Genomic DNA, 26,476 nt, shown 5'->3' with positions numbered 1-26,476 from the left:
TTCCCCCGCAGGCGGGGGAAGGATCGAGGCGCCACGCAGGGAATGGGCCAGATCGCGACGCTGGCTATCGAGCCTTCGCTCGCAGGCTGGGGAGGATCAATGCGCGGCGGCAGGGATAGGGTGGGATCGCGACGCTGGCTATCGAGCCTTCCCCCGCACGCGGGGGAAGGTGCCGTCAGGCGGATGGGGGAAGCCTGGCCTCGGCCCGCCCTATCGCCTCAACCCGAATTCCTCGGCAGCCCGTCCGGCGCGCAGGCGCGCGGTGCGAATCGCCGCAGCCATGCGCCCGCCGAGCATACGCGTCGGCTTGCCCTTGCGAGGCCGCCGAACATCGGACGCCGCGACGTGCCGACGCGCGGACGCACGCATCGTCGGCAGCGTGCCACGGGACACGCCTTCGCCTGGCGGCGCATGCCGGCCGTCCGCCCCCCGACGCGCCCGTCCCACGATGCCATCGGGATTGCCACCCGGGACACGAGCGCGTTTCGAACCTGCCTTCGCCGCCAAGCGATGCCACCCTGTGTTGGTTGGGAGGGGCATGCTGCGCAGCGCCGCGTGAAACGGCGGACAAGGCTTCGTTCGACGTTCATTCGACACCATCCGGGATGCGCGAGGCGCCGATTGACCGCCTGCGGACGCCACCGGATCATGGCCGGATGCCCTTCCTGCGACGACTCCTGCTCTGCCTGCTGCTGGTTGCTCTTCCCGCGCTCCACGCGCAGGACGCTCCGGCCGGCGCCGCCGCCCCGCCCACCGTCTCGCCCGCGCAGGCGCTTGACGACATGCGCGACCAGCTCGACACGATCAAGTCCGCGCTCAAGGGCAAACCGGACGACCGCGCCCTGGCCGACCTGCGCACCACCGCGCTCTCCGTGCAGGACCAGGCCGGGCAGCTCGCCGCGACGCTGGCGCCGCAAGTGGACAGCCTCGACGCGCGGCTGGCCGTGCTCGGCCCCGCGCCGGCCAAGGGCGCGCCGCCCGAAGCGTCTGAAGTGGCGGCGCAGCGCCGGCAACTGGACAAGGCCAAGGCGGCCCTGGACGCACAGGTCAAGCAGGCGCAGCTGCTGGGCGAGGAAGGCATGCAACTGGCCGCGCAGGTATCGGGCCTGCGCCGCGACCAGTTCCAGGCGCAGCTTGCTTCACGCACCGCCACGCCGCTGGGCGGCGCGTTCTGGACCGAGCCGGCCCGTTCGCTGCCGGATGACCTGGCCCGACTGAAACGGCTGAAGACACGCATCGCCGAGGCCTGGCACGACGCATGGCAACCACCCAACCGCCTGCCGCTCATGCTCTGCCTGGGTGCCGCCCTGCTGTTGCTTGTCGCCGGTCGTTTCGTGCTCGATCGCTTGCTGATCATCTTCGCCGCGCGCGCGATGCCCGACAGCCACCTGCGCCGCAGTGCCGCCGCGTGCGCCCTGGCGCTGGGCGCCGTGCTGGTGTTCGGACTGGCCGCACAGCTCGTCCGGCTGGGGCTGGACTGGAACGACACCCTCGATCCGGAGCTCGACGACCTGGCGCTGTCGCTGGTGCGGCGTGTGTGCTTTGCGGCCTTTGTGCTGGGCTTGGGGCGGGCATTGCTCGCGGTCAGGCAACCGTCCTGGCGCCTGCCGGCACTGTCCAACGCCGCGGCCCATCGGCTGCGCCTGTTTCCCGCCTTGCTGGCCGCCGCCACGTTGCTGCTGAGCGTGGTCGAGCGCATCAACAGCGCGATCGGCGCCAGCCTGCCGGCCACCGTCGCGACGCGCGGCGTGATCGCGCTGGTGGTCAGCGGCCTGGTCGGCGTCGCCCTGCTGCGGCTGGGCCAGGCCCGGCGTGCCCTGCTCGCCTCCGGCAGCGCGCCGGCGCAGCGACCGCTGTGGGTCGGGCTGCTTGCCGGCGCGGCGGCGCTGGCCGTGGTGCTCAGCTGGATCGCGGTGGCGCTGGGCTACATCGCGCTGGCGTTCTTCCTCGCCACGCAGATGCTGTGGATCGGCGTGCTCATCGGGGCGCTCTACCTGCTGCTGCACCTGGTGCACGACCTGATCGCCACGCTGCTGGCCCCCAACGGCCGCAGTGGGCAGCGCCTGCAAGCGGCGTTCGGGCTGCCGCCGCGCACGCTGGAGCAGGCTGCCACGGTGCTGTCGGGTATCAGCCGCGTGCTGATCCTGCTGCTGGCGATCGGCGCGTTACTGGCCCCCTTCGGCACTGATCCGCAGGACCTCGCCGCGCGCATGGGCCAACGGTTCGGCAACCTCACGCTGGGCGAACTCACGATCGACCCGAGCACGGTGTTCGAGGCGCTGGCGGTATTCGCGCTCGGGCTGATCGGCGTGCGCGTGCTCAAGCGCTGGCTGGGCGAGCAGTTACTGCCCAGGACCACGCTCGAGCCGGGCATGCAGAACTCGGTGGTCACCCTGCTCGGCTACGTCGGCGGCGTGCTGGTGTTCGCGCTGGCGCTGGCCGCGCTCAACGTCAGCCTGCAGAGCATCGCCTGGATCGCCAGCGCGCTGTCGGTAGGCATCGGCTTCGGCCTGCAGGCGATCGTGCAGAACTTCATCTCCGGCCTGATCCTGCTGGCCGAACGGCCGGTGAAGGTGGGCGACTGGATCAGCCTGGCCGACGTCGAGGGCGACATCCGCCGGATCAACGTGCGCGCCACCGAGATCCAGATGTGGGATCGCTCCACCGTCATCGTGCCGAACTCGCAGCTGATCACCCAGAACGTGCGCAACGTGACTTTGGCCAACGCGCAGGGCCGCGTGCAGATCAAGCTACCGATGCCGCTGGACACTGACGCCAGGCGCGCGCGCCAGATCATCCTGGACGCCTTCCTCGGCCATCCGACAGTCCTGGACACGCCCGCGCCCAACGTGCAGCTGGAACATGTGGACACGCTGGGCATCCACTTCGTCGCCACCGGCTACGTGCCCAGCCCGCGCGAGGTCGGCGGCGTGCGCAGCGACCTGTTGCTGGCGATCCTGGAGCGGCTGCGCGTCGAAAGGTTGCCGCTGATCCGCCCCCAGGACATGCGCATCCATCGTCTGCCCGAACCGGGCGAGACCGGCTGAACGGGGCCGCGGCAGCCATGGCCTTCCACCAGCGCCTGCCTGCCCCGCCGCTCGATGTGCTGGTCGAAAAGCTGTGGGACTGGGACATGCCGCCCGCCGCGCATCGTTACGAGCGGGTGCTGCCCCAGCCCGGCGCGCAGCTCATCATCAACCTCCACGAGGACCAGACGCGCGTCTACAGCGACGACGCCGAGCGGCGCTGCCGGGTGTCCTCGGGCAGCGTGCTGGGCGGTCCGCAGCTGTGCAGCCAGATCATCGACACCGCAGAGCAGATCCGCGTGATGGGCGTGGTCTTCCGGCCGGGCGGTGCCGGCGCCCTCACGGGCGAGGACATGGAGGCGATCGCCGGTTGCGACGTGGACCTGGGCGGCCTGTTCGGGGTCCATGCCGAAACCCTGCGCCAGCGCCTGCTGGAAACGACCGGACCAATCGATCGGTTGGCCCTGCTGGAACGATGGCTGCAAGAGCGCATGCGTCTGCCGCGACTGGAGACATGTGTCGCCCATGCGCTGGCCTGGCTGGAGCGCATGCCCCAGGTGGCGCGCATCGGCTGTCTGGTGCGCGAAACCGGAGTGTCGGAGCGGCGCCTGGCGCGCCTGTTCCGTCGGCAGGTCGGCTACGGTCCCAAGCAGTACGCGCGGCTGCTGCGCTTCCGCGCCGTAGTCACGCAGGCACATGGCCTGCCCAAGGTGGACTGGGCGGGCATGGCGGCCGACGGCGGCTACTGCGACCAGGCCCACCTGGCCCATGAATTCCGCCGCTTCGCCGGCGTCACGCCCGGTGCGTTCATGGCCGCGCGGGGGCCCTACCCGAACCACCTGCCGCTCGATTGAGCGGACGGAAATCTACAAGACCGCCATCCCCCAACGGCCTAGATTTCATCTCTCCCAGCCCGGAGACCTCTGATGAACCAAGGACCCAGCACCATCATTCCCTGCCTGCGCTACCGCGATGCCCACCGCATGATCGACTGGCTGTGCGAGGCGTTCGGCTTCCAGAAGCATGCGGTGCATGACGACGGCCAGGGCGGCGTGGCGCACGCGCAGCTGGTTTACGGCGGCGGCATGCTGATGCTCGGCAGCGTGCGCGAGGATGGCTTCGGCCGCCTCATGGCCCAGCCCGACGCACTGGACGGACGCGAGACGCAGTGCGCCTGCGTGACCGTCACCGATTGTCGTGCGCACTACGAGCGGGCCAAGGCGGCCGGCGCCCGGATCGTGGACGAATACGCCGAGAAGGTTTACGGCGGGGCCGGCTACGGCTGCCGCGATCCGGAAGGCCATCTTTGGTGGTTCGGCAGTTACGACCCGTGGGCGGGATAGCCAGTCGGCACAAGGGGCGTCGGGTGATGTTCGACCTGCCCGGATCAGCTCCCTCTCCCCATCGGGGAGAGGGTTGGGGTGAGGGGCGAGGCTCGCGCGACGCTCCCATCGTCGGCTGTGGAAGGAGCGCGCACGCTGTATGCGACCTGGACGATGGCGGTCGCGCACAGGGTGCGCTTCTACGAGCGCCTGCGGGCCAACGGCAAAGCACCCCGCGTGGCGCTCTGCGCCGCTATGCGAAAGCTCCTCCATCTGGTCTGGGGTGTGGTTCACAACGGGACGCGGTTCGATCCACGGCACGCGGTTGCGTGAGGGAGAGCAAGACGGTATCTACAGTGGCAGTGCCGACTCTCGGGGCAAGCTTGTCCCTCACACGCGTACTCCCCCGCGTTGGCTGGGAGGCCCTTGCGCGTGCTATGGATTGACTGCAACGCGCTTGAGCTCCGACTGCGGCCGCGCCACGGCGTACATTTCCCATGCCATCTGCTTGAGCAGACCCTGGCGGTCCTTTCCCTGCACGTAGAGATCCATGTGCGTGCGGCCGGGCAGAAACCGGAAGTCGGACTTTGCGCCCAGGCCATCGAGCACGGCCTTGAGCTTGTGCGCGGCGCCATCGAGGTAGAACGTGTCCGCGGTACCGACCACCAGGTGGATCTTGCCGTCCAGGTCGGGTTTGAGATCGGGCCAGTGCGCCTTCAGGCGGCGGGCGATGTCGTAGTGCTCGCCCCAGTAGGCGACTACCGCCGGATCGACCGCACCGGTGTCGCGGTCGAACATCGGCACGGGCCGCCCGTCCGCGCCACGCGGCGAGAACACCCAGTCGAACGACGCCATCTGCCCGCCGTAGGGTCCCAGCACGCGTTCCAGCCGGGCGAAGGTTTCGTAGGTCGCCAGCACTTTGCCCTTGTCGCGCACCAGCGGATACGGCGTGCCGTCGGCGCGGTGGTAGACGTTGGCATGCGCGGCGTACAGGTCGACGCCGGTGAAGTCGTGGAAGTCGCTCGGGTCGGGCGAGGTCGACCAGGTGCCGCCGAAGACTTTCGGGTAGCGCGTCTGCAGCCACAGCGTCGCCCAGCCGCCGGAGGAGTGGCCGGTGAGGAAGCGGCCCGAGGGACGCCCATCCATGCGGTACTTGCCCTCCAGCGCAGGGATCAGCTCGGTGGTTAGCGCCTGCCCCCACGGGCCGTTGTTCACCGAGTCGGCGAACTCATGCGTGCCGGTAGGGCTGGATTCGTCAAGCACCACCCAGATCATCGGCGGCAGCTGTTTTTCGGCCATCGCGCCGAAGATCATGGCGGCGGTACCGGCCTGCGTATGCAGGTCGCCGCCGTAACCATGGGTCTGGAACACGGTCGGATACGTGACCTTGGCCGACCCGTCGTAGCCCGGCGGCAGCACGACCCAGCCGCGCATGTGGATCGGCCGCCCCCAGAAGGCGCTGAGCGCGGGGCTGACGAAGTCGACCGGCTGCACCTGCTCGCGCGCCTGCGCCAGGTGCTTGCGGGTGGTGTCGCTCATGTAGCGCTCGGGCAGATCCCACAGCGCGGGCGTGGGCAGCGTGTCGGTCAGAGCCAGCTTCGGTGCGGCGGCGCTAGGCAGATGCACCTCGACCACCGGGCTCACCAGGTCGCCACCGTTGCGCCCGTGGTAGTTGTAGTCGTGCTGGGTGTCCAGCACGACCTGCACGAGATAGTCGCCCGGCGGCAGTTTCGAAAAGGCCGCGGGAAAGGCCTGGTCGTCGGCATCCAGCAGGACCCCTTCCCCGGGCGCCAGGCGCTCGACCTCGCGCGCGGCCACGGCCGTGCCCTGCGGCTCGAACGGGCTGCTCTCCACCTCGGTCACCTTGCCGTCCCTGGCCGCGGCCCGGGCGGCTTTCGCTTCGGTGGCGAACAACAGCAACCGCCCGGCTGTCGGCTTGCCCGCCGACGTGGGCAGGGTGACCTGGAAGAATTGATGCGCGACCGGCGCCGCCTCGCGCGCACAGGCGCCGGTGGCCAGCAGGCCGGTGAACAGCAGCGCCAGCGCGCCGCGGACGGGGTTCAACATGGCAAGGCTCCTGAGCTGCGACCTCTTGCAGGAGCGCCCTTGGGCGCGACCGCCCGGCATCCCGATCGCGCCCAAGGGCGCTCCTGCTAAACGGTCAGTGATTGGAAAAAGGGGCCGGTCGCCCGGCCCCTCACGGTTCAATCGTCCGCCCCCTCGCCGTCCTTCGCCACCGGCGCCAGGCGCAGGTCCTGGAAGTCGAAGCTGAAGTCGGTCAGCGGCGAGATCGGCTCCATGCGCGCCTCGCGCACGTGGCCATCCTCGTCCAGCGCGAAGGTCACGAAGGCATCGGCATTGAGCGTGCGATCGTCCCAGCGCACGGTAAAGGTGTCGTGCTGCCACGGCGTCATGGTGCCGACCAGCTGCGGCGTGTGGCTGAAGCGCATGCGCAGCTTGCCGCCGTCGCGGCTGACGACGACGTCGCCGTACCACGGATCGCGGTAGGTGCCCGCGTAACCGGCCAGCGGCAGCGAAGGCTTGCTGTCCTTGTCACGCGCGGCCTCGTGCCTGGCCATGCTGTCGTCGGCCTTGGCCTGCGCCTTCTTCACCGCCTTGTCGTACACGGCAACCCAGTCGGTCTTCTTGCCCGGGTTGAGGTAGGCATCGAGCACGCGGTAGGTGACCGCGTTGAAGGCGGCGCCGGACTCGGCGTTGGTCAGTACCACCACGCCGAGCTTGAGTTCCGGCACCAGCGTGACGCGCGAGACCATGCCCGGCCAGCCGCCGGTGTGCCACACCAGCTTCCTGCCCTGGTAGTCGGACAGGAACCAGCTCTCGCCGTAACCGAAGAAGTCGGGCGTGAGCGAGGCCAGCTCGGGGACCTGCGCCTTGTGGATCTCGATGGGCGTGAGCATCGACCACATCTGGTGCTGGCTGTCCTCGGAGAACAGCCGCTTCGGCTTGCCGTCGGCGCCGGTGGTCGGCAACGCGCCGCCGGCCAGCTGCACGTTCATCCACTTGGCCAGATCGTGCACGCTCGAGTAGATGCCGCCGGCACCCGGGTCGTTGAGCCAGGCCATCGGGGGCACGGGCTTGAGGTCCTTGAAGTCGGCCTTGGCGTGGCCAGTGGCGACATCCATCCCGCTCTTGAGGTAGGTCTTGTCGATCAGCGACTCGTTCATGCCCACCGGCTTGAAGATGTGCTCGCGCACGTAGTCGGCGTAGCTCTGGCCGGAGGCCTGCTCGATCACCAGCGTGGCCACGGCGAACAGGATGTTGTCGTAGGCATAGCCGGCGCGGAAGCTGTTCTTGATCGGCACCTTGGCCAGGCGCTCGACGACATCCCTGGTGGTGTAATCGGTCGGCGGCCAGTACAGCAGGTCGCCCGCTCCCAGGGACAGGCCGCTGCGGTGCGCCAGCAGGTCGCGGATGCGCATCTCGTGGGTCACGTAGGCGTCGGACATGCGGAACCACGGCAGGTGCTCGATCACCCGGTCATCCATGTCCAGCTTTCCGGCCTCGGCCAGCTGCTGCAGCGCCGCGGCGGTGAACGCCTTTGTGTTGGAGGCGATCGCGAACAGCGTGTCGGCATCGACCTTGTCGCCCTTGCCCAGCTCCCGCAGGCCGAAGCCCTGCTCCATCACCACGTGCCCGTCCTTGACGATGGCCACCGCGATGCCGGGCACGTCGAAGGTCTTGCGCGCGCTGTCGACGTAGGCGCCGAAATCCGCCAGCTGCGGCGGCAGCATCAGGCGTGCGGTGTCGCCGGTGGAGACCGGCGGCGGCAGCGGGTGCTGGGCGGGCGTCTGCGCCAGCGCGCCGGTGGCGGCGAACACGAGCGCGCAGGCCGCGGCCAGGCGGATGGAGAAAACAGGCTGGGTCATCGAAAGGCTCCGCGTTGAGAACGTCCCACTATCGCGGCAAAACCGGCAGGACGCCAGCCTGCCGGGCCCGCTCAGCCACCGTGGGCGTGGGCCGCAATCCAGGGCGCCAGCGAGAGCGACCAGAGGTTGTCCAGGCCGGTGTCCCAGGCCTCCATGCGCGCCACGTCCTGGCGTCCCCGCGCTTCGCTACGGGGTAGTGCACCGCGCACGCCCCGTGTGCTGGAAAAATGCAGCGTGCGGTGATCGGGACCCAGATGCGAGCCCGGGGCGAGGCCATGTTCAGCTCGTCGCCCAGGTCGGCCGGGGCGCGCCAGTGGTCGCGGTCGCGGAAGGGGCGGAGGAAACGCTGCACAGATACGCGCCCCGTGAAGGGTCGCGCGTGGCGCAAGTCACGCCGCTCACGCAACCGACGACGGTCACGTGCAAGCATGGGCGCCCGCCGCAGGAGCACGCCATGACACCCACCCGCGCCGCACCACCCTCCGGGCCGATCCGTGTCGGCATCGGCGGCTGGACCTTCGCCCCCTGGCGCAACAACTTCTACCCCGCCGGCCTGGTGCAGCGGCGCGAGCTGGAATACGCCAGCCGCCATCTGCGCGCGATCGAGATCAACGGCACCTTCTATGGCGCGCAGAAGCCGGCCACCTACGCCAAATGGGCCGCGGAAACGCCCGAAGGCTTCGTGTTCGCGCTCAAGGCGCCGCGTTACGTGGTCGAGAGCCGGAAACTGGCCGCCGCCGGCAAGGGCATCGAAGCTTTCGTGTTCGGTGGCATCGCCGAAATGGGCGACCGGCTGGGACCGATCAACTGGCAGCTGGGCCCGTCGCGGCCATTCGACAGAGACGACATCGCCGGTTTCCTGGACGCGCTGCCGCGCGAGCTCGACGGCCGGCCGTTGCGCCACGTGCTGGAGGTGCGCCACCCGAGCTTCGCAAGCGAGGGCTACGTGGCGCTCGCCCGCGCGCATGGCGTGCCCACGGTGTTCACCGACGCGTCGAAATACCCGTCGTTCGCCGACCTCACCGGTGATTTCGTCTATGCGCGGCTGATGCGCAGCGCGGCCGACCAACCGGACGGCTATCCGTCCGCGGCACTGGATGACTGGGCCGAGCAGGCAAGCGCCTGGGCGCAGGGCAAGGACACGGCCGGGCTGCCGCATGCCAGCACATCCCAACCGGATGGCGCGCCGCGGGATGTGTTCATCTTTTTCATCAGCAGCGCAAAGGAGCGCAACCCCGCGGCTGCCATGGCGTTGCAGGCCCGCGTCGACGCGCGCCGACGAGCGGACTGAGGGGATGTTTACGGTCGTTTGCCCCGCGCGTCACGGCGCTTGAGGCAGGCTGGAACTCGTCGCGACGACGACGATTTCCCTCACCGCCCAAGGAGACTCGCCATGACCATCCAATCGACCGGCTACAACTCGACCAATCCCAACCGCGGTATGGGTACCGGCCCGGTGCTGGCCTCCAGCACGCTCAACGGCGAAAACGTACGCAACGCCTCGGGCGAGGATCTGGGCGAGATCAAGGACCTGATGATCGATACCGCCAGCGGCACGATCCAGTATGCCGTGCTGTCTTTCGGCGGCTGGCTCGGCATGGGCGACAAGCTGTTCGCGGTGCCGTGGAATGCCATGCGTCTGGATACCGACAACCATTGCCTGGTGCTGGATGTGTCCAAGGACCGGCTGAAGGATGCGCCGGGGTTCGACCAGGACAACTGGCCCGACTTTGCCGATTCCACCTTTACCAATCGCATCAGCAGCTACTACCACTGAGGTAGCAGGCCTGAGTTGTCCGAGGGCGTCGCGTCGCGGCGCCCTCGTCGCATGCGCTCCCGATACACTGCCTGCCCCGCCAGCCAGCCAACGCCAGCCATGCAGACGCTCACCTTCCAGCTCGATCGCGATCATGTCGAGCTCAACCAGTTGCTCAAGCTCGTCGGGCTGTGCGACAGCGGCGGTGCCGGCAAGATGCTCGTGGCCAGCGGCGAGGTTTACGTCGACGGACAGCAGGAGCTGCGCAAGACCTGCAAGATCCACGCAGGACAGACGGTGAGCCTGGGTGACGTGGAAATCCACGTGGCCTGACGTAACCCGGCGACCGCGGCCGGCGAATCCCTTGCGAGCATGGTGCATCCCATCCGGGCGTGCCGCCGTAAAGCTCCCTGCGACTTCGCTCCGAGGTAACCGCATGTCCAACCGATGGTTTCCCCTGATCCCCCTGGCCGTCGCCCTGCTGGCCGGCTGCGGCGTGTCCGGACCGGCCACCGCCGACGGCGTGGCCAACCTGCCCGATCCGCGACTCGACCCCGCGCCCATCCGCCCTGGCGAGCAGGTGGCGGTGTTCGCCGGGGGCTGCTTCTGGGGTGTCGAGGCGGTGTTCGACCACGTCCGCGGCGTGCGCGAGGCCTGGTCCGGCTATGCCGGCGGTGCCGCCGATACCGCGACCTATGCGCAAGTCAGCGACGGCGACACCGGGCACGCCGAATCGGTCAAGGTGGTCTATGACCCGGCCAAGGTCAGCTACGGCCAACTGCTGAAGGTGTTTTTCTCGGTCGCCCACGACCCCACCCAGCTCAACCGCCAGGGGCCGGATGTCGGCAACCAGTATCGCTCGGCGATCTTCTACGCCACGCCCGAGCAGCAGCAGGTCGCCCAGGCCTACATCACCCAGCTCACCGCCGCGCACGCGTTCGCCGCGCCGATCGTCACCCAGGTCGTGCCGTTGAAGGGTTTCTACGCTGCCGAGGGCTACCACCAGGACTTCGCCGCGCAGCACCCGGACAACGCCTACATCGTCTACAACGACGCGCCCAAGGTGGCCCACCTGAAGCAGTGGCTGCCGGCGCTGTATCGCCCGCGGGAGCAGTTGGTCCAGGTACGCCTGCACTGAGCGGGACGAAAGCAACCCGTACGGTGGGTTCCGGCCTGCCGATCTTCCGGACACCCGGGCCGGTGGGCTGAAGCCCAGCCTCCGTCGGATTGGCGTCGGGTTTCAGCGCTGGCGTCATTCCCGCGAAGCGGGCCTGCGGGGGTGCGCCTGGTCAGCGGATCGGTGGCACCAGCCGCAGTTTGGCCGATCCCGGGCGTTGGCCGGGGCGCAGCATGCGTTCGATCTCCTGCACTTCGAGTGCCCGTGCGTACAGGTAGCCCTGGCCTTCGGTGCAGCCGGCGCGAAGCAGGAACTCGTGCTGCGCTTCGGTCTCGATACCTTCGGCGATGGCGCACAGCCCAAGCCGTTTGGACAGCGCGAGCATCGCTTCGACGATGGCCGCGTCGTTCGAACTGCCCGGCAAACCATCGACGAAGCTCTTGTCGATCTTGAGGAAGGCGATCGCCGGCAGTTTGAGGTACGCCATCGAGGAGTAGCCGGTCCCGAAATCGTCGATCGCCACGCCCACGCCCAACGCGTGCAGGGCATTCATGGTGCGCTCCATCTCGTCGCCCAGGCGCAGGATCGCGCCTTCGGTGATCTCCAGCAGCAGGCGCGGTGGCGCGACCTGCTCGGCCACCAGCCAGCGGCGCACGTCCTCGACGAAGTGCGGCGCGCCGTAGGAACCGGCGGAAATGTTCACCGCCACGCGGATCGGCGGCAGGCCTTCCTCGTCCCACTGGCGCATCTGGCGGGCGACCGCCTGCAGTACCCACTCGTCGACGTGGCGGATCAGGCCGAGCTTTTCGGCCATGGGAATGAACTCGGCCGGCGATACCTCGCCGCGCGATGGATGGCGCCAGCGCAGCAGCGCCTCGACCGCCACCACCTTGCCGTTGCGCAGGTCCACACTCGGTTGGTAGACCAGCCGGAACTCGTCGCGGCTGAGGGCCTGGCGCAGTTCCGCCGCCAGCGCCAGCCGCTTGCGCGCGTCGGCCTGCATCATCGGCGAGTAGAAGCGGTAGGTGTTGCGCTCCTGCGTCTTGGCCGCGTACATGGCCGCATCGGCGTTGGCGATCAGGGTCACCGGATCGCTACCGTCCAGCGGGTACCCGGCGATGCCGATGCTCGCGCTCAGCGCGACCTCGTAGTCGCCCACCTTCATGGTCTCGCCCAGCACGCTCAACAGGCGCTGCGCCAGCGCGCTGGCCTGCTCGCGCGAAACCAGCCGGCCGATCAGCACGGTGAACTCGTCGCCGCCGATGCGGCCGGCCACGTCGTGCTCGCCCAGATCCCGGCTGATGCGCTCGGCCACGTGCACCAGCAGCCGGTCGCCGATGGCGTGGCTGTAGCTGTCGTTGACCACCTTGAAGGCATCCAGGTCGATGAACAGAACCGCCACGGCGCCGTGTTCACGGTCGGCGGTGTGGATCGCCTGCGCGCACTGGCGCTCGAACTCGGCACGGTTGGCCAGGCCGGTCAGCGGGTCGTGGGTGGCCAGATGCTCCAGCCGGCGCTGGTTGGCCTTGGTGGTGCTGATGTTGGTGAACACCGCCACGTACTGCTGCACGCGCTCTTCCGCGTCGCGGATGACACTGATGCTGAGCAGTTCGGGATAGACGCTGCCGTCGGCGCGCTGGCTGTGCACCTCGCCCAGCCAGTTGCCGCCGGCTTCCAGGGTTTCCCACACCGACGACGGCATCGGTCTGTCGTCGGGCAGGCAGCGGGTTTCGTCGAAGCGGCGACCCAGCATGTCCTGCAGCGACAGGCCGGTGATGGCCACGTGCGCCGCATTGATCGAAAGCACCCGGCGCTCGGCGTCGGCGATGATCACGCCCTCGGCGATGCTGGCCAGCGCCTCGGCGGCGATGCGTCGCTCCTGCTCAAGGCTGATGCGTTCGGAAATGTCGCGGACGATCGCCTGGCGTACCTGGCGCTCGCCCCAGCGGACCAGGCTGCTTTGTGTTTCCACCGGCCGGGACGAGCCCTGGCCATTGCGCAGGGCGCCCTGGGTGATGCCCTCCCCGCCCGGCTGGCCGCGCTCGAACAGCGCGGCGAACGGCATGCCGATCAGTTCCTGCTGCCCGCGGCCGGTCCATTCGGTGGTCTTGTAGTTGGCGTCCAGGATGTGGCCGCCCTGCTCGTCCACCATGACGATCGCGTCCGGTGCGCGGTCGAACAGCAGCCGGTAGCGCTCTTCCGTGCCGCGCATGTTGGCCAGCACGCGCCGCGCCATCCACAGCCACAGCAGCGTGGCCAGGCAGGTGGCGCCGAAGATGGTCGAGTACAGCACGCGCCCCATCCAGACCGCGCCATGTGCCACTTCCTGCGAGAACACCTTGGCGCGCGGCTCGATGTAGTCGTTCAAGGCGCGGATGCGTGCCTGCTGGCGCGCGATGCTGGCCCGGTCCATCGCGCCGCGCGCGTGGGCCGCCTCCAGTTCGTGGGCGATCGTGTCCAGCTCGGCGACCTGGCGATCGACCGACCGCCACGCCGCGAGCGCCTCCTTCATGTACGGCCCCGAGGAGAAGTGGTCGAGCATGAAGATCACGCCCGGTACGGCCGACTGCATGGTGTTGACGCGTACCAGCGCATCGGCCACCGCCTGGCGGTCGTAGTTCCCGGTAGCCACCGTGTCACGCGTCCAGCGGTCGATGCGCAGGATGTCGTAATTGCGGCGGTAGGCCGCCAGGTCGGCCGGGCTGCCGCTGGCCGCGTAGTTGCGCAGGTCGATGACCGCCTGCTTCTGCGCCTTGGACCAGATGCTCTCGCCGTTGAGAAAGCCGGCGAGAGCAACCTGGACCTTCAGCGCACCCCAGGTGAACGCCAGGATCAGCCCGATGACGGCCGCCAGTCCCCATGCCAACGGCAGCAGGCGCCGGGGCAGTGAGTGCAATCTAGGCACGGCAGCAGGCATTTTGTCCTTTTTGTGTGGCTGACCCGCCCAATTCTACGGGTGATTGTTCACCTTTCGTGCGCCATCAAGCCGCCGCCTCGTTCACGGTTCCGTAAACGTTCGGCTGCGCGACGCAGCGATCGGCCAGAATCCGCATGCCGACATAGCTGCGCTTGACGCACTCGGTGAGGTGGTCCACTTCATCGGCAGCCGGCGCCGTTCCCTTGAGTGTGCAGACGATCTCCAGCGCCTCCCAGGGGTGGGTGTCGTCATAGGCGGCGTGCAGCTGCAGCCAACGCAGGCTCTGGATGCGCTTGTCGGCGGGCATGCTCTGGGCGTAGCTGGCACTGTCGTAGATCAGCTGCGACCACTCGCCGGTGGCGCCTTCGACCGCGTAATTGGTGGCCACGATGCCGGCGGCCAGGCTGTCATGCTCGCTGACCTCCTCGCACCAGTCGGCGAGCACCTGGGTGCCCTGCGCACGCGCGCCGTACAGGACGTCCCAGCGCGGCACGCCGGCGCCTTCGGCCCAGTTGAGCCAATGGTCGGCGTGGTTCTGCTCGACGCGGATGTTGCGCACCAGCCAGCGGCGGGCCATGTTGTCGCCCGGGCTGCGCCCGTACTGGGTCTTGAGCAGGTTGCGGGCCATGTAGGCGGGAAAGCGCTCGATCACCGGCCAGATGCCGGCCATGAAGTCGCGGGTGCCCTGTCGGCTCAGGCGCACCTCGCGCATCCGGTCCCACAACTCGTGGCGGATCACGCTCTGCTTGGTTTCCTCGCAGGCGCCGACCATGTCCTGCGCCCACTGCGGATAGCTGGAGATGTCCGTCAGGGGACCGGTCCGTTCGAAACGATGATTCATTGCGTAGCTCCTCTCGGGGTGTGCTGCGAGGCATTCGATTCGGACCACCCACACAAGGGCGCCCGTTCCCCTGGCTCGCAGCGCGCCAGGGAAAGTCATGGTTCCGATCGGCTGTCTCATGGATGGGGAATGCGCACACGCCCTGGATGGGCTGTTCACGCCCGGGAAGGATTCAATACTGGCAACGCCTCCATCTTCGCGCCTGACGCCCCCGCTTGCGTCAAGACCGTGTGCGGGTCCGGGGAATCAGTGGCGCGTGCGCTGCTCGGCGGCCAGCGCCGAGGCGACGTCGCGCGTAGCGGCCGGGGGGCTTCCTCGGCACGACGTCGGGCTGGCCGGGACGATGCCGTGCTATCGCCGAACGACGGCTGCCGCACGACGCCCGCATTCAAGGTGAGGCGTTTGCGCCGGCGAGCGTCCGCGCGAAAAAAGGAACCGCGTCCCGCTCGAAGCGCCCCAGGTCCACATGCCCGCCGTGATCGACCAGGTACTCGTGCCTGACGCCACGGGCGAGCAAGGCCTGATGGAACGCCGGCACGCTGGCCGGGATGTGGCGCAACTCGTCGTGGTCGCCGTACTGGATGCGCAGGCCGTTGAGCGTTTTCAGGCCGGCGGCTTCGCGGTCCAGCCGGTTGCCCGGCAGATGGGCGAGCCACGTCGCGTACGCGGGCTCCGCCGGCACCACGCGCCCACCGTCCACGCGATAAGGCAGGTCGCCGAAGACGTCCGGTCGACCCGCATCCGGGGCGAAGGCGGCGGCCAGCGCCAGTGTCTCCAGCGCGGCTGGATCGCCATGCTGGAAGGCCGCATCGGCCTGCGCCAGGGTCACCTGCTGCATGGGAACCCACGCGGGCGTCGGCCCCAGCTCCTCGACCATCGCCATGCAGCACGGCGACTGCGCGAACACCGTGCCGAACAGCCTGGGCCGGTGCATCGCGATGGATAACGCGCCGAAGCCGCCCATCGAGCCGCCGTACAGGCCACGGCTGTCGCGATTGCGAAGGGTGCGGAACTGTTTGTCGATCATGGGAATCACGTCGCGCGTGACGAAATCCTCCCAGCGGCCGGTACTGGCCGAATTGACCCAGAAGCTTCCGCCCAGGCGGTTCCAGCCCTCGATGTTGACCAGGATGAGCTTGCCCAGCCGTCCCTGGGCGATGGCCCGGTCCACGCCGACGAACAAATAGCCTTCCGGATGCGGGCCGATCTGCGCGGCCAGCGCGGGCGAAGGCTGGTAGCCGCCGAGGGAGTAGATGACCGGGTAACGGCGCGAAGGGTCGTGCAGATAGCCGGGGGGCAGATACACGTTCACCGTGCGCTCGGGCGAATCGCCCAGCCGGTTGCCTTCGAGCGACGTGCCGTGGATCTTTATGTCCAGCACCTGGCCCAGCAGCCGCATCGAGGGCGCGGCCGCCTGCCGGGGGGTGACGGGCGGCGGATCGGATGTGCCGGCCAGGGCCGCTCCGCAGCCCAGCCAAAGAGCTGCCAGCCCTGCATATCGACCACCAGAACGCATGCGCTTGAACATCAGAGTGCCTCCCGGGCGAGTCCTCGTCGCCACCAGGCGAAGCGCCTGGCGCCACCATCGACGCACATCGAACCACACTATCCCGGCACCACCCGCCGTTGCGGCCGGGAGCATGGCCTCCGTCGCCCGCAACCGGGCGAGCTGCGCCGTGCCGCGGCCCCTGTCCGGCGGCACGGGTGGGATCATAGACCTCTCGGCAGTGCGCTGCAGTGGCGGACTGGCACCCGCCTGACGTCAGCCCTGCGTGCCGGCGACCACCATCCAGGACACGCCGAAACGGTCCGCCACCATGCCGAAGCTGGAGGCGAAGAAGCTGGGCCCGAGCGGCTGTTGCACCTGCCCGCCTGCGGCCAGTGCGTCGAACAGCTGGCGCGCCTGCGCGTCGTCGTCGGCCGTGATGGACAGGGACACGCCCTTGAATTCCGGTCGTCCGCTGGCGAAGCCGTCCGACGCCATGACCAGGGTCTGGCCGATCTGCAACGCAGCGTGCATGACCTTGTCCGCCGGCGGCGGCTGCCCGCCCGGGCAGCCGGCATCGCCCGCAGGCGCGTCGGAATAGTGCATCAGCGCGAGCACCTGCGCGCCGAGCGCGTCGCGGTAGAACGCGACCGCCTCTTCGCAGCGGCCATCGAAAAACAGGTAAGGCTGGATTTGCATGAGTGCTTCCTCGTCGGGATGAGTGGGCTTGCACTCTAGCGACGAGCGGGCGGGCAGGATTTCGACATCGCTTTCGAGCCCTCTATCCTCGCGGCCCGACACTAATGAACTCAAGGGTGGGGATCGGGTGCGGATGGGTCCTGCAGGTACTCTCAGGAAGCCTGCCGAAAGCGGACTGATGCGACAGCGCGGTCCTATCGGGTCGAAACCGGCGGGGTTTCCGGCGTTCCGGTGAGCTGGCAGGACAGCGCGTACAGCACGCGCAGGTCCTGGGCATCGAGCGTGTCGCCGTCCATGCCGCGGAAATGGTGATGGAAGGAACGCACCGCAGCCGCACGGTCATCCAGCGGGTAACCCACCAGCGCCAGCGCCATCCAGGGATCGAAACCCGGCGGTGGATCGACCAGCGGGCCTTGCGGCCACAGGCCGTACCCGGCCTCGGCCAGGCGTTGCCACGGGAACAGCGGACCGGGATCGTCCTTGCGGCCGGGCGCGAGGTCCTCGTGGCCGATGATCTGCGTGGGCGGGATGTGCAGCCGCGTGGTGAGGTCCGCCAGCAGGCGCAGCAGGCTGTGGATCTGCGCTGGCGCGAAGGGCGAGTGGCCATCGTTGTCCAGCTCGATGCCGATGGAGGCCGAGTTGAGGTCGGTGATCGTGCCCCAGCGCCCGGGACCGGCCTGCCAGGCCCGCTTGCTGTCGGCGACCAGCTGGTAGATGCCCCCGTCGCTGCCGACCAGGTAATGCGCGCTCACCGGCCCGCCGCTGTTGGCGGTACGCAGGGTGTGCAGGCTTTCCTGCACCGAATGCTGGTCGGTGAAGTGGATGACGATCGCCACGGGGCGGCGCTCGTCGTAGTTGGGTGACGGCACCCAATGCGCCATCGGGTTGCGCACGGGGCCGCACGCGGCCAGCAGCAAGGCCAGCGGAAGCAGGCGGCCCGCACGAAGCACCGGTGCGCAAAGGGAACGGAGACGGAACACGGCAGGTGGCAGGCGGCAGGTCATCCCACGAACGTGCCGCAGCGGCTTGGGCGACGTCAAGGCCGCAGCGCAGCGCTCGTGACGGCCATCCGCATCCGCTTCTCGCCGCGCCCGTGCCTGCTATGGTTGCCGGCGACGCCCGGCGGACCCGGTTGCTCGCGGTCCCCCGGCCCTGCCACGCAAGGGAGCCACAGATGCCTGCCACCACTTCCTCCACGCCGGCCCGCCCGATGCTCCGCCACGCGCTGCGCGCCCTGCCGCTGGCCACCCTGCTTGGGTTCGGCCTGGTCACCACCGCCCGGGCGGACGCCGGCGAGCAGGCGCGCTGGAAGCAGGAAGCCCAGGCCGTGACCATCACGCGCGACGACTGGGGCATCGCCCACGTGCACGGCAAGACCGACGCGGACGCGGTATTTGGCATGGTCTACGCGCAGGCCGAGGACGACTTCAACCGCGTCGAGACCAACTACCTCAACGCGCTGGGCCGGCTGGCCGAGGCCGAAGGCGAGCAGGCGCTCTGGTCGGACCTGCGCCAGCAGCTCTTCATCGACCCGGTGGAACTGAAGAAGCTGTACGCGCAAAGCCCCGCCTGGCTCAAGCAGCTGATGGACGCCTGGGCCGACGGCCTCAACTACTACCTGGCCACGCATCCGGACGCGCACCCGCGCGTGATCACCCACTACGAGCCGTGGATGGCGCTGAGCTTCACCGAGGGCAGCATCGGCGGCGACATCGAGCGCGTCTCGCTCGAGCAGTTGCAGGCCTTCTATGGCAGGCCGGACGACACGCCGGTGCCGGTGGCGATGGCCCTGGCACACCCGAGCTGGGTCGAACCGACCGGATCGAACGGCATCGCGATCGCACCGAAGCTCACCGCCGACGGCCATGCGCTGCTGCTGATCAACCCGCACACCTCGTTCTTCTTCCGCTCGGAACTGCAGATGACCTCCGATGTGGGACTGGACGCCTACGGCGCGGTGACCTGGGGCCAGTTCTTCGTCTACCAGGGCTTCAACCACCACATCGGCTGGATGCACACCTCCACCGGTGCGGACGTGGTGGACGAGTTCGCCGAAACCACCGTGCGCAAGGACGGCAAGCCGTACTACCGCTACGGCAAGGAGCTGCGACCCGTCACCGAGCGTGAGATCACCCTGGCCTATCGCGCGAAGGACGGCTCGATGGCCAAACGCACATTTACCGCGTACTTCACCCACCACGGCCCGATCGTGCGCGAGGCGAACGGAAAGTGGATCGCGACGGCGCTGATGAACCGGCCCATTCCCGCGCTGGAACAAAGCTGGCTGCGGACCAAGGCGCACGACTACGCCAGCTACATGAAGGTGGCCGAGCTGAAGGCCAATTCGTCCAACAACACCTTGTTCGCGGACGACAAGGGCGAGATCGCCTACCTGCACCCGCAATTCATCCCCAGGCGCGACGACCGCTTCGACTACACCCAACCGGTCGACGGCTCCGACCCGGCCACCGACTGGCACGGCCTCACGCCGCTGGACCAGGCGCCGCATGTGTTCAACCCGGCCACCGGCTGGGTCTACAACACCAACAACTGGCCCTACTCTGCCGCCGGCAAGGACAGCCCGAAGAAGCAGGACTTCCCGCGCTACATGGACACCTTCGGCGAGAACCCGCGTGGCCTGCATGCGATCCACGTGCTCACGGGGAAGGACGATTTCACCCGTGCCTCGCTGATCACCGCCGCGTTCGACTCCTACCTGCCGGCGTTCGCGCGGCAGATCCCGATCCTGGTCGCGGATTACGATGCCCTGCCCGCAAGCGATCCGCTGAAGAAGAAGCTCGCCGGGCCCATCGCCATGCTGCGCCACTGGGACTGCCGCTGGGGCATCGCCTCGATGCCGACCTCGCTGGCGGTGTTCTGGGGAGATACGTTGTGGGATGAAGTGAGCAAGGCCGATACCGCCGAAGGCCTGTCCATCTACGATGCCATGGCCGGAAAGGCTGGATCGAAGGCGCGCCTGGGCGCGCTGGTCGAGGCCGTCGACCGGCTCGAAAAGGACTTTGGCCACTGGGGCGTGCCTTGGGGCGAGATCAATCGCTTCCAGCGCATCAACGGCGACCTGGTGCAACCGTTCGACGACAGCAAGCCGAGCATCCCGGTGCCCTTCACCTCGTCCCGATGGGGTTCGCTGGCCTCCTTCGGCGCGCACCGTTGGCCGGGCACCAAACGCTACTACGGCACCAGCGGCAACAGCTTCGTCGCGGTGGTCGAGTTCGGGCCGAAGGTGAGCGCGCGAGCGATCACCGCGGGGGGCGAGAGCGGACATCCGCAATCGCCGCACTTCAACGACGAGGCCGAGCGCTACACCACCGGCAACCTGCGCGAGGTGTACTACTGGCCCGAGCAGTTGAGGGGGCACACCGAGCAGGTCTACCACCCGGGCGAGGGCAGGAACGTCCTCTGAGGGCACGACGGTAGGAGCGCACCCTGTGCGCGACCGCGCGGCACCTGCGGCATGGCGGTCGCGCACAGGGTGCGCTCCTGCAAAGCCGGACAGTTGAGATAGCGATCGGCGGGCTCCATCTTCCCCAGGTACAAACGCTGGAACCGCCATGACCGCTCCCACCCCGCTCCGCATCGACTTCGTCTCGGACGTCTCCTGCCCGTGGTGCGCCGTCGGCTTTGCGTCGCTGGAGCAGGCGCTCCAGCGCCTGGGCGGCGCCGTGCAGGCGGACATCCACCTGCAGCCGTTCGAGCTCAACCCGCAGTTGCCGGCGGAAGGCGAAGACGCTACCGAGCACCTGATGCACAAGTACGGCATCGACACGGCGCGGGTGGAAGCCAATCGCGCGGTGATCCGCGAGCGCGCGGCGGCGGTCAGGTTTGCTTTCAACATGGGCGTGGGCAGCCGTGTCTACAACACGTTCGACGCACATCGCCTGCTGCACTGGGCGGAGCTCAAGGGCCGCCACCTCACGCTCAAGAAAGCGCTGCTGCGCGCCTACTTCACCGACGGCGAGGACGTCGCCTCGCACGACGTGCTGGTACGGCTGGCCGGTGAGGCGGGGCTGGATGGCGATGAGGCGCGCGATGTCCTGGAAGGTGGCGCCTATGCCGATCAGGTGCGTACACAGGAACAATTCTTCCAGCAGCGCGGCATCCGCTCGGTGCCGGCGACCATCGTCAACGGGACGCACCTGATTCCTGGCGGGCAGCCGCCGGAAGTGTTCGAGCAGGCGCTGCGCGAGATCGCCGGGTCGGTGAACGGCTGACCGGACGCGGCAGCCGGAACCGTTCGATCGGACGAGCGCCGGCGCGGCAGGACTCGAATCCAGCGCGCCTGTTCTTGCGTACAAGGCTGCTGAAAGATCGCTTCGCGGCTGCGCGGCGCATCCTTCATCCGCGCCGGCGCACGCTGGCCCCGATCGCCTACCGGACCCCTGCCATGCGCCTGCATCCGTCTGCCGTGTTCGGTCCCCTGGTCGCCCTGCTCCTGGCTGCCTGCAGCGCCGGCGGCGACATCACCCGACCGATTCCCACCCGGTGGGTGAGCGCCACGCAACCACCGCACCGGCTGGTGGTGATGCTGCCCGGACGCGGCGACGACCTGCAGTCGCTCGGCACTCGCGGCATCGCGCAGACGATCCAGCAGCATTGGCCGGACACGGACGTGGTTCTCACTGGCCTGACCATGCCCTTCTATCGCGAGGGCCGTGCGGCCGAACGTTTGCACGAGGAGGTCATCGTCCCGGCCCGCCGGCGGCACTACGACCAGATCTGGCTGGTGGGCATCTCGCTGGGCGGCATGGGTGCCCTGCTTTACGACCGGTCGTTCCCTGGCGATATCGACGGCATGCTGCTGATTTCGCCCTATCTGGGAGACAAGGCCATCTATCGGGAGATCCAGGCGGCCGGCGGCCTGGATCGCTGGCGACCCGGGCCCGTGGAGACGATCAGCGAAGCGAACTACCAGCGCGAGTTGTGGCGCTACATCCAGCACTGGTCCGAAACGCCGGAACGCACCGCATCGATCTGGGTGGCCTACGGCGACAAGGAACGCTTTCGCGACCGCATCGCGCTGCTGGCCACACAGCTGCCACCGGGCCACGCGTTCGAGCTGCCCGGCCATCACAACTGGACGCTGTGGCAGCCGGCGGCAACGACGCTGCTGGAACATGCCCGGCCCGAAGCCGGCTCACCGGAAGCCGCGCGCCCGGACGCCGACCAAGGGAAAACGCGGACCGGAAGCTAGCCCCGACCGGGAATCTGCAACCCACGCTCCACCGCCGGACGCGCCAGTCCGCGTTCCAGCCACGCCGGCACGTTCGACAACTCGTCGAAATGCACCAGATCCCGCGCCTCGTAGAACCCGATCAGGTTGTTCACCCAGCCCAGCGTGGCGATGTCGGCAATGCTGTAGTCCTCGCCCATCAGCCACGGCCGCTCGTCCAGGCGCGCCTCCAGCACGCCGAGCAGGCGGCGCGATTCATCCACGTAGCGCCTGAGCGGGCGCTTGTCCTCGTAGTCGCGCCCGGCGAATTTGTGGAAGAAACCCACCTGACCGAACATCGGCCCGATCGAGGCCATCTGGAAGAACACCCACTGGATGGTCTCCCACCGCAGCGCCGGATCGGCCGACAGGAACATGCCGGTCTTCTCGGCGAGATAAAGCAGGATCGCGCCGGACTCGAACAGCCCGATCGGCTCGCCGCCGGGGCCATCGGGGTCGATGATCGCGGGGATCTTGCCGTTGGGGTTGAGCGACAGGAATTCCGGCGTCTTGTTCTCGTCCCGCATGATGTCGACCAGGTGCGGCTCGTAGGCCAGGGTGGTCTCCTCCAGCATGATCGACACCTTCACGCCGTTGGGCGTGTTGAGCGAATAGAGCTGGATGCGGTCGGGGTGTCGCGCGGGCCAGCGCGCAGTGATCGGGAAGGCGGACAGATCGGGCATGGCGATTCCTCCTTGGGGCCAACCGGACAAGATGGGGGTCTTCCACACCAACTGCAACGGCCAACCGAGCGATCTTCCGCCCGACAGTTCACATCGACTTGGCGGTCGACCGGGAATGGTCAGGCTGGGGCGCATCGGGGAATGCGCACCATCGGCCCCTGGCCGCACTTTCGCGAGGTAACACACGCACTCTCGGGGAGATCTCGATGAACACCGTTTCCGAACCGTTGCTGGGCGACGAGGGCCCGGTTTCGCCCTGGTGGGTCCGCATCCTGGTCATCGTGATGGTGGTGGGCTTTGGCCTGCTGCTGATGATCACCGCGCTGGCGTACAAGAACGCCCCGCCCATCCCCGACAAGGTGGTCGACCCGCAAGGCAACACGGTGTTCACCGGCCAGGACATCCGCGACGGACAGGCGGTGTTCCTGCGCTATGGCCTGATGAACAACGGCAGCATCTGGGGTCACGGCGCCTACCTCGGCCCGGATTACTCGGCGCTCGCGCTGCACTGGATGGGCCGGGACACCGCGCGGGCCCTCGCGCTGAGCCGCTACGGTCGCCCGCCCGAACAGCTGGACGACATGGAAAAGGCCGCCCTGCAGGCGCAGACCGCGGTGGTGATGAAGACCAACCGCTACGATGCGGCGAGCCGCACGCTGGCATTGACCGCGCCCGAGGCGGACGCCTACCACCGCCAGGTCGGCTACTGGGCGGACTATTTCACCGCCTCGGCGCGCAACGGCGGGCTCAGGCCCAATCTCATCAACGACCCGGACGAGCTTCACCAATTTGCTGCATTCGTCGGCTGGGCGGCGTGGGTATCGGTCGCCACGCGGCCCGGGGAAACCTATTCGTACACCAACAACTTTCCCTATGACCCCAGCGTGGGCAATGTCCCCACCGCCGGATCGATCCTGTGGAGTGCGCTCAGCCTGGTGGTGCTTCTGGGCGGCATCGCGACAGTGCTGCTTATCTTCGGCAAGTTCGAGCATCTGGGCTGGGTCAACGAGCGGCACATCCATCCGCAGGTATTGCCGGGCACGGCGAGCGAAGGCCAGCGTGCCCTGGTGAAATACTTCGTCGTCGTGGCGATCCTGTTCCTGTTGCAGACGCTGGTGGGCGGCGCGATCGCGCACTCGCGTGCCGAGCCGGGCGACTTCTACGGCTTCCCGCTGGACAACATTTTGCCCAGCAACCTGCTCCGCACCTGGCACCTGCAGACAGCGATCTTCTGGATCGCGACCGCCTACGTGGCCGCCGCGCTGTTCCTCGGGCGCACGCTGCGCAGTGACGAGCCGGGCTCCTTCAAACTGTGGGTGAACCTGATCTTCGGCGCTTTCGCCGTGGTGATCTTCGGCAGCCTGCTGGGCGAATGGCTGGGCATGTCCAACCTGCTCGGCGACCTGTGGTTCTGGCTGGGGAATCAGGGATGGGAGTTCCTGGAGCTGGGCAGGATCTGGCAGGTCCTGCTGATCGTGGGCCTGTTCGTCTGGTTCGGGGTGCTGTGGACGCTGGCCCGCCCGCGCAACGTCGCGCCACAGGCCAAGCCGCTGGCTAGCATGTTCATGGTGGCGGCCCTGGCGATTCCGACGTTCTACATCCCGGCGCTGTTCTATGGGGCGCACACCAACTACACCATCGTCGACACCTGGCGGTTCTGGATCATCCATCTGTGGGTCGAGGGCTTTTTCGAGCTGTTTGCCACGACGGTGGTGGCGCTGACGTTCTTCCAGCTCGGTCTGGCCCGGCGCAACACCGCGCTCAGGGTCATTTACCTCGATGCGATCCTGTATTTCCTCGGCGGCCTGGTCGGCACCGGCCACCACTGGTATTTCAGCGGCCAGACGCAAATCAACCTGGCCCTGGCGGGCATGTTCTCGGTGCTCGAAGTGGTCCCGTTGACGCTGCTCACCCTGGATGCCTGGGCGTTCGTGCGCGCCACCCGTGCCGACTGCGAGGAATGCGGCCGGGCAATCAACATTCCGCACAAGTGGACCTTCTACTTCCTGATGGCGGTCGGCTTCTGGAACTTCGTCGGCGCGGGCGTGTTCGGCTTCCTGATCAACCTGCCGATCGTCAGCTACTACGAGGTCGGCACGATCCTCACGCCCAACCATGGCCATGCCGCACTGATGGGCGTCTTCGGCATGCTGGCCATCGCGTTGATGGTGTTCGTGTTGCGTCAGGTGCTGGACGACGCCCGTTGGGCGCAGGTGGAGAAGTACGTGCGGGTCTGCTTCTTCGGCAGCAACATCGGACTGGCGATGATGGTTGCGTTGAGCCTGTTCCCCGGCGGCATCCTGCAGGTCTGGGACGTGGTGCAGAACGGTTACTGGCACGCGCGCGGGCTGGAGTTCACCACCAGCGCCGGCGCACGCACGCTGGAATGGCTGCGCCTGCCCGGCGACGTGGTGTTCATCGTCTTCGGCGCGGCTCCGCTGCTGATCGCCGGCATCAAGGGCTGGCAACTGATGCGCGGACAGCCGGTCGCGGCCAGTCGCATCCGGTAGCCCCGACGCCCTCCCCGTTCGCTGGGGAGGGCGCTTCAGGCCACCATCGGCTCAGCCGAACTGCGGCGGCGTGGCTGCTGCTTCCTGTCCCGGCATGAAGTAGTCATGCAGGTACTTTTCGCCCTCGTCACAGAATGCCGTCACCACCGTCTTCAACTCCGGAAAGCGCTCACGCACGCGCTTGGCCGCCAGCAGATGGGCGCCCGAGCTGGGGCCGCAAAGCAGGCCATGGTGGCGGGCAAGGTGGCGCATGGCTTCCACGGCATCCTCGCTGGAGACGCTGAGCACGTCGTTTACCAGCGCAGCATTGCGCTGGAAGATGCCCGGGATGAACCCGTCGGAGATGCCCTCGATGGTATGCGAGGCGATCTCGCCGCACAGGATGGTGCGCGACTCGCTGGGCTCCATGGCGAACAGGCGCACGCCCGGGTTGGCCTCGCGGAACGCCTGGCCGACGCCGACCAGTGTGCCGCCGGTGCCCACGCCAAGCACCAGCGCGTCGGGCAGCCGACCGGGAGGCAATTGGGCAAGGATTTCCGGACCGAGGATGAGGCGGTTCTCCTCCACGTTCCATTCCGACTCGAACTGGCCGGGAAAAAAGAACCCGGGCTGGCGTCCCAGTTCCCGTGCGCGCTCCAGCGCCTGGTCGACGTGGAAGTTGCCGCAGAACAGCACGTCGGCGCCGTAGGCCCGGGAGATCGCGACGCGCTCGCTGGACAGTCCCTCGGGCATCACCACCAGCATCCGGTAGCCCTTGACCGCGGCGACCATCGACAGTGCGTTGCCGGTGTTGCCGCTCGTCGCCTCCACGATGGTGTCGCCCGGCTTGAGCAGGCCTTCTTCTTCCGCCCGCTCGATCATGTATTTGGCGATGCGCGCCTTGATCGAGCCGGAAGGATTGAGGAATTCGAGCTTCGCGTAGATGCCCTCGATTTCGATCAGCGGCGTATCGCCGACCGCGTCGAGGATGTTTCCGGAAACGCCACGGTATCGGATGTCCAT

The 26,476-nt window shown here is 68.1% G+C and carries 20 protein-coding genes; 11 read left to right on the top strand and 9 right to left on the bottom strand.

The window, feature by feature from the left end:
• Positions 1 to 656 precede the first annotated feature (656 nt).
• The 3 genes from J7I44_RS16240 (at position 657) to J7I44_RS16230 (ending at position 4,369) form a co-directional block, all read left to right on the top strand.
• On the top strand, positions 657 to 3,047 hold the full coding sequence (locus tag J7I44_RS16240; RefSeq protein WP_209623147.1) for a DUF3772 domain-containing protein: 2,391 nt from the start codon (positions 657 to 659) through the stop codon (positions 3,045 to 3,047).
• 17 nt (positions 3,048 to 3,064) lie between these two features.
• On the top strand, positions 3,065 to 3,880 hold the full coding sequence (locus J7I44_RS16235; protein WP_209623145.1) for an AraC family transcriptional regulator: 816 nt from the start codon (positions 3,065 to 3,067) through the stop codon (positions 3,878 to 3,880).
• A gap of 72 nt (positions 3,881 to 3,952) precedes the next feature.
• Complete coding sequence (locus tag J7I44_RS16230; RefSeq protein ID WP_209623143.1) at positions 3,953 to 4,369, top strand: VOC family protein; 417 nt, start codon at positions 3,953 to 3,955, stop codon at positions 4,367 to 4,369.
• Between the two features lie 414 nt (positions 4,370 to 4,783).
• Here the strand turns inward: J7I44_RS16230 and J7I44_RS16225 are convergent, their stop codons facing one another.
• Together J7I44_RS16225 and J7I44_RS16220 are read right to left on the bottom strand one after the other, a co-directional pair.
• Positions 4,784 to 6,415 (bottom strand): alpha/beta hydrolase-fold protein, encoded by a 1,632-nt coding sequence (locus tag J7I44_RS16225; protein ID WP_209623141.1) that lies wholly within the window; start codon positions 6,413 to 6,415, stop codon positions 4,784 to 4,786.
• A 137-nt stretch (positions 6,416 to 6,552) separates the two neighbouring features.
• Positions 6,553 to 8,235, bottom strand: a complete 1,683-nt coding sequence (locus J7I44_RS16220; protein ID WP_209623139.1) for a serine hydrolase — start codon at positions 8,233 to 8,235, stop codon at positions 6,553 to 6,555.
• 454 nt (positions 8,236 to 8,689) lie between these two features.
• Between J7I44_RS16220 and J7I44_RS16215 the strand changes: the two genes are divergently transcribed.
• The 4 genes from J7I44_RS16215 (at position 8,690) to msrA (ending at position 11,129) form a co-directional block, all read left to right on the top strand.
• A complete protein-coding gene (locus tag J7I44_RS16215) occupies positions 8,690 to 9,526 on the top strand; it encodes a DUF72 domain-containing protein (RefSeq protein ID WP_209623137.1) in 837 nt (278 codons plus the stop codon).
• A gap of 102 nt (positions 9,527 to 9,628) precedes the next feature.
• Positions 9,629 to 10,012, top strand: a complete 384-nt coding sequence (locus J7I44_RS16210; RefSeq protein WP_209623135.1) for a PRC-barrel domain-containing protein — start codon at positions 9,629 to 9,631, stop codon at positions 10,010 to 10,012.
• 99 nt (positions 10,013 to 10,111) lie between these two features.
• Complete coding sequence (locus J7I44_RS16205) at positions 10,112 to 10,324, top strand: RNA-binding S4 domain-containing protein (protein ID WP_209623335.1); 213 nt, start codon at positions 10,112 to 10,114, stop codon at positions 10,322 to 10,324.
• A gap of 103 nt (positions 10,325 to 10,427) precedes the next feature.
• Complete coding sequence (gene msrA, locus J7I44_RS16200; protein WP_209623133.1) at positions 10,428 to 11,129, top strand: peptide-methionine (S)-S-oxide reductase MsrA; 702 nt, start codon at positions 10,428 to 10,430, stop codon at positions 11,127 to 11,129.
• A gap of 151 nt (positions 11,130 to 11,280) precedes the next feature.
• Here the strand turns inward: msrA and J7I44_RS16195 are convergent, their stop codons facing one another.
• From J7I44_RS16195 to J7I44_RS16175, 5 genes are all read right to left on the bottom strand, one after another.
• The gene (locus J7I44_RS16195) at positions 11,281 to 14,025 is read right to left on the bottom strand and encodes a putative bifunctional diguanylate cyclase/phosphodiesterase (RefSeq protein ID WP_209623131.1); all 2,745 of its coding nucleotides are present in this window, start codon (positions 14,023 to 14,025) and stop codon (positions 11,281 to 11,283) included.
• Positions 14,026 to 14,089: 64 nt separating this feature from the next.
• A complete protein-coding gene (locus J7I44_RS16190; RefSeq protein WP_209623129.1) occupies positions 14,090 to 14,866 on the bottom strand; it encodes an iron-containing redox enzyme family protein in 777 nt (258 codons plus the stop codon).
• A gap of 388 nt (positions 14,867 to 15,254) precedes the next feature.
• Complete coding sequence (locus J7I44_RS16185; RefSeq protein ID WP_209623127.1) at positions 15,255 to 16,394, bottom strand: alpha/beta hydrolase; 1,140 nt, start codon at positions 16,392 to 16,394, stop codon at positions 15,255 to 15,257.
• Between the two features lie 234 nt (positions 16,395 to 16,628).
• A complete protein-coding gene (locus J7I44_RS16180) occupies positions 16,629 to 17,051 on the bottom strand; it encodes a VOC family protein (RefSeq protein ID WP_209623125.1) in 423 nt (140 codons plus the stop codon).
• Positions 17,052 to 17,245: 194 nt separating this feature from the next.
• Entirely contained in the window at positions 17,246 to 18,055 is an 810-nt protein-coding gene (locus J7I44_RS16175; RefSeq protein WP_209623123.1) for an N-acetylmuramoyl-L-alanine amidase, read from the bottom strand.
• 170 nt (positions 18,056 to 18,225) lie between these two features.
• Between J7I44_RS16175 and J7I44_RS16170 the strand changes: the two genes are divergently transcribed.
• From J7I44_RS16170 to J7I44_RS16160, 3 genes are all read left to right on the top strand, one after another.
• A complete protein-coding gene (locus J7I44_RS16170; RefSeq protein ID WP_209623121.1) occupies positions 18,226 to 20,475 on the top strand; it encodes a penicillin acylase family protein in 2,250 nt (749 codons plus the stop codon).
• A gap of 148 nt (positions 20,476 to 20,623) precedes the next feature.
• Positions 20,624 to 21,283, top strand: coding sequence for a DsbA family oxidoreductase (locus J7I44_RS16165; RefSeq protein WP_209623119.1), 660 nt, complete (start codon positions 20,624 to 20,626; stop codon positions 21,281 to 21,283).
• A 173-nt stretch (positions 21,284 to 21,456) separates the two neighbouring features.
• Positions 21,457 to 22,263, top strand: coding sequence for an alpha/beta hydrolase (locus J7I44_RS16160; RefSeq protein WP_209623117.1), 807 nt, complete (start codon positions 21,457 to 21,459; stop codon positions 22,261 to 22,263).
• On the opposite strand, the gene J7I44_RS16155 is transcribed toward J7I44_RS16160, so the two are convergent.
• Positions 22,260 to 22,964: a glutathione S-transferase N-terminal domain-containing protein gene (locus tag J7I44_RS16155; protein ID WP_209623115.1), complete on the bottom strand. Its 705-nt coding sequence runs from the start codon at positions 22,962 to 22,964 to the stop codon at positions 22,260 to 22,262. The genes J7I44_RS16160 and J7I44_RS16155 overlap by 4 nt on opposite strands.
• A gap of 206 nt (positions 22,965 to 23,170) precedes the next feature.
• Between J7I44_RS16155 and J7I44_RS16150 the strand changes: the two genes are divergently transcribed.
• On the top strand, positions 23,171 to 25,474 hold the full coding sequence (locus tag J7I44_RS16150) for a nitric-oxide reductase large subunit (RefSeq protein WP_209623113.1): 2,304 nt from the start codon (positions 23,171 to 23,173) through the stop codon (positions 25,472 to 25,474).
• 51 nt (positions 25,475 to 25,525) lie between these two features.
• On the opposite strand, the gene J7I44_RS16145 is transcribed toward J7I44_RS16150, so the two are convergent.
• Positions 25,526 to 26,476 (bottom strand): PLP-dependent cysteine synthase family protein, encoded by a 951-nt coding sequence (locus J7I44_RS16145; protein ID WP_209623110.1) that lies wholly within the window; start codon positions 26,474 to 26,476, stop codon positions 25,526 to 25,528.

It is taken from the genome of Frateuria flava (assembly GCF_017837635.1).
Classification (GTDB): Bacteria; Pseudomonadota; Gammaproteobacteria; order Xanthomonadales; family Rhodanobacteraceae; genus Frateuria_A; species Frateuria_A flava.
This window is presented reverse-complemented; position numbering and strand designations above follow the sequence as displayed.

Excerpts from the sequence above, each read along its gene's own strand:
- J7I44_RS16240 (WP_209623147.1), top strand. The coding sequence starts at position 657 with ATGCCCTTCCTGCGACGACTCCTGCTCTGCCTGCTGCTGGTTGCTCTT.
- J7I44_RS16235 (WP_209623145.1), top strand. The coding sequence starts at position 3,065 with ATGGCCTTCCACCAGCGCCTGCCTGCCCCGCCGCTCGATGTGCTGGTC.
- J7I44_RS16230 (WP_209623143.1), top strand. The coding sequence starts at position 3,953 with ATGAACCAAGGACCCAGCACCATCATTCCCTGCCTGCGCTACCGCGAT.
- J7I44_RS16225 (WP_209623141.1), bottom strand. The coding sequence starts at position 6,415 with ATGTTGAACCCCGTCCGCGGCGCGCTGGCGCTGCTGTTCACCGGCCTG.
- J7I44_RS16220 (WP_209623139.1), bottom strand. The coding sequence starts at position 8,235 with ATGACCCAGCCTGTTTTCTCCATCCGCCTGGCCGCGGCCTGCGCGCTC.
- J7I44_RS16215 (WP_209623137.1), top strand. The coding sequence starts at position 8,690 with ATGACACCCACCCGCGCCGCACCACCCTCCGGGCCGATCCGTGTCGGC.
- J7I44_RS16210 (WP_209623135.1), top strand. The coding sequence starts at position 9,629 with ATGACCATCCAATCGACCGGCTACAACTCGACCAATCCCAACCGCGGT.
- J7I44_RS16205 (WP_209623335.1), top strand. The coding sequence starts at position 10,112 with ATGCAGACGCTCACCTTCCAGCTCGATCGCGATCATGTCGAGCTCAAC.
- msrA (WP_209623133.1), top strand. The coding sequence starts at position 10,428 with ATGTCCAACCGATGGTTTCCCCTGATCCCCCTGGCCGTCGCCCTGCTG.
- J7I44_RS16195 (WP_209623131.1), bottom strand. The coding sequence starts at position 14,025 with ATGCCTGCTGCCGTGCCTAGATTGCACTCACTGCCCCGGCGCCTGCTG.
- J7I44_RS16190 (WP_209623129.1), bottom strand. The coding sequence starts at position 14,866 with ATGAATCATCGTTTCGAACGGACCGGTCCCCTGACGGACATCTCCAGC.
- J7I44_RS16185 (WP_209623127.1), bottom strand. The coding sequence starts at position 16,394 with ATGTTCAAGCGCATGCGTTCTGGTGGTCGATATGCAGGGCTGGCAGCT.
- J7I44_RS16180 (WP_209623125.1), bottom strand. The coding sequence starts at position 17,051 with ATGCAAATCCAGCCTTACCTGTTTTTCGATGGCCGCTGCGAAGAGGCG.
- J7I44_RS16175 (WP_209623123.1), bottom strand. The coding sequence starts at position 18,055 with ATGACCTGCCGCCTGCCACCTGCCGTGTTCCGTCTCCGTTCCCTTTGC.
- J7I44_RS16170 (WP_209623121.1), top strand. The coding sequence starts at position 18,226 with ATGCCTGCCACCACTTCCTCCACGCCGGCCCGCCCGATGCTCCGCCAC.
- J7I44_RS16165 (WP_209623119.1), top strand. The coding sequence starts at position 20,624 with ATGACCGCTCCCACCCCGCTCCGCATCGACTTCGTCTCGGACGTCTCC.
- J7I44_RS16160 (WP_209623117.1), top strand. The coding sequence starts at position 21,457 with ATGCGCCTGCATCCGTCTGCCGTGTTCGGTCCCCTGGTCGCCCTGCTC.
- J7I44_RS16155 (WP_209623115.1), bottom strand. The coding sequence starts at position 22,964 with ATGCCCGATCTGTCCGCCTTCCCGATCACTGCGCGCTGGCCCGCGCGA.
- J7I44_RS16150 (WP_209623113.1), top strand. The coding sequence starts at position 23,171 with ATGAACACCGTTTCCGAACCGTTGCTGGGCGACGAGGGCCCGGTTTCG.
- J7I44_RS16145 (WP_209623110.1), bottom strand. The coding sequence starts at position 26,476 with ATGGACATCCGATACCGTGGCGTTTCCGGAAACATCCTCGACGCGGTC.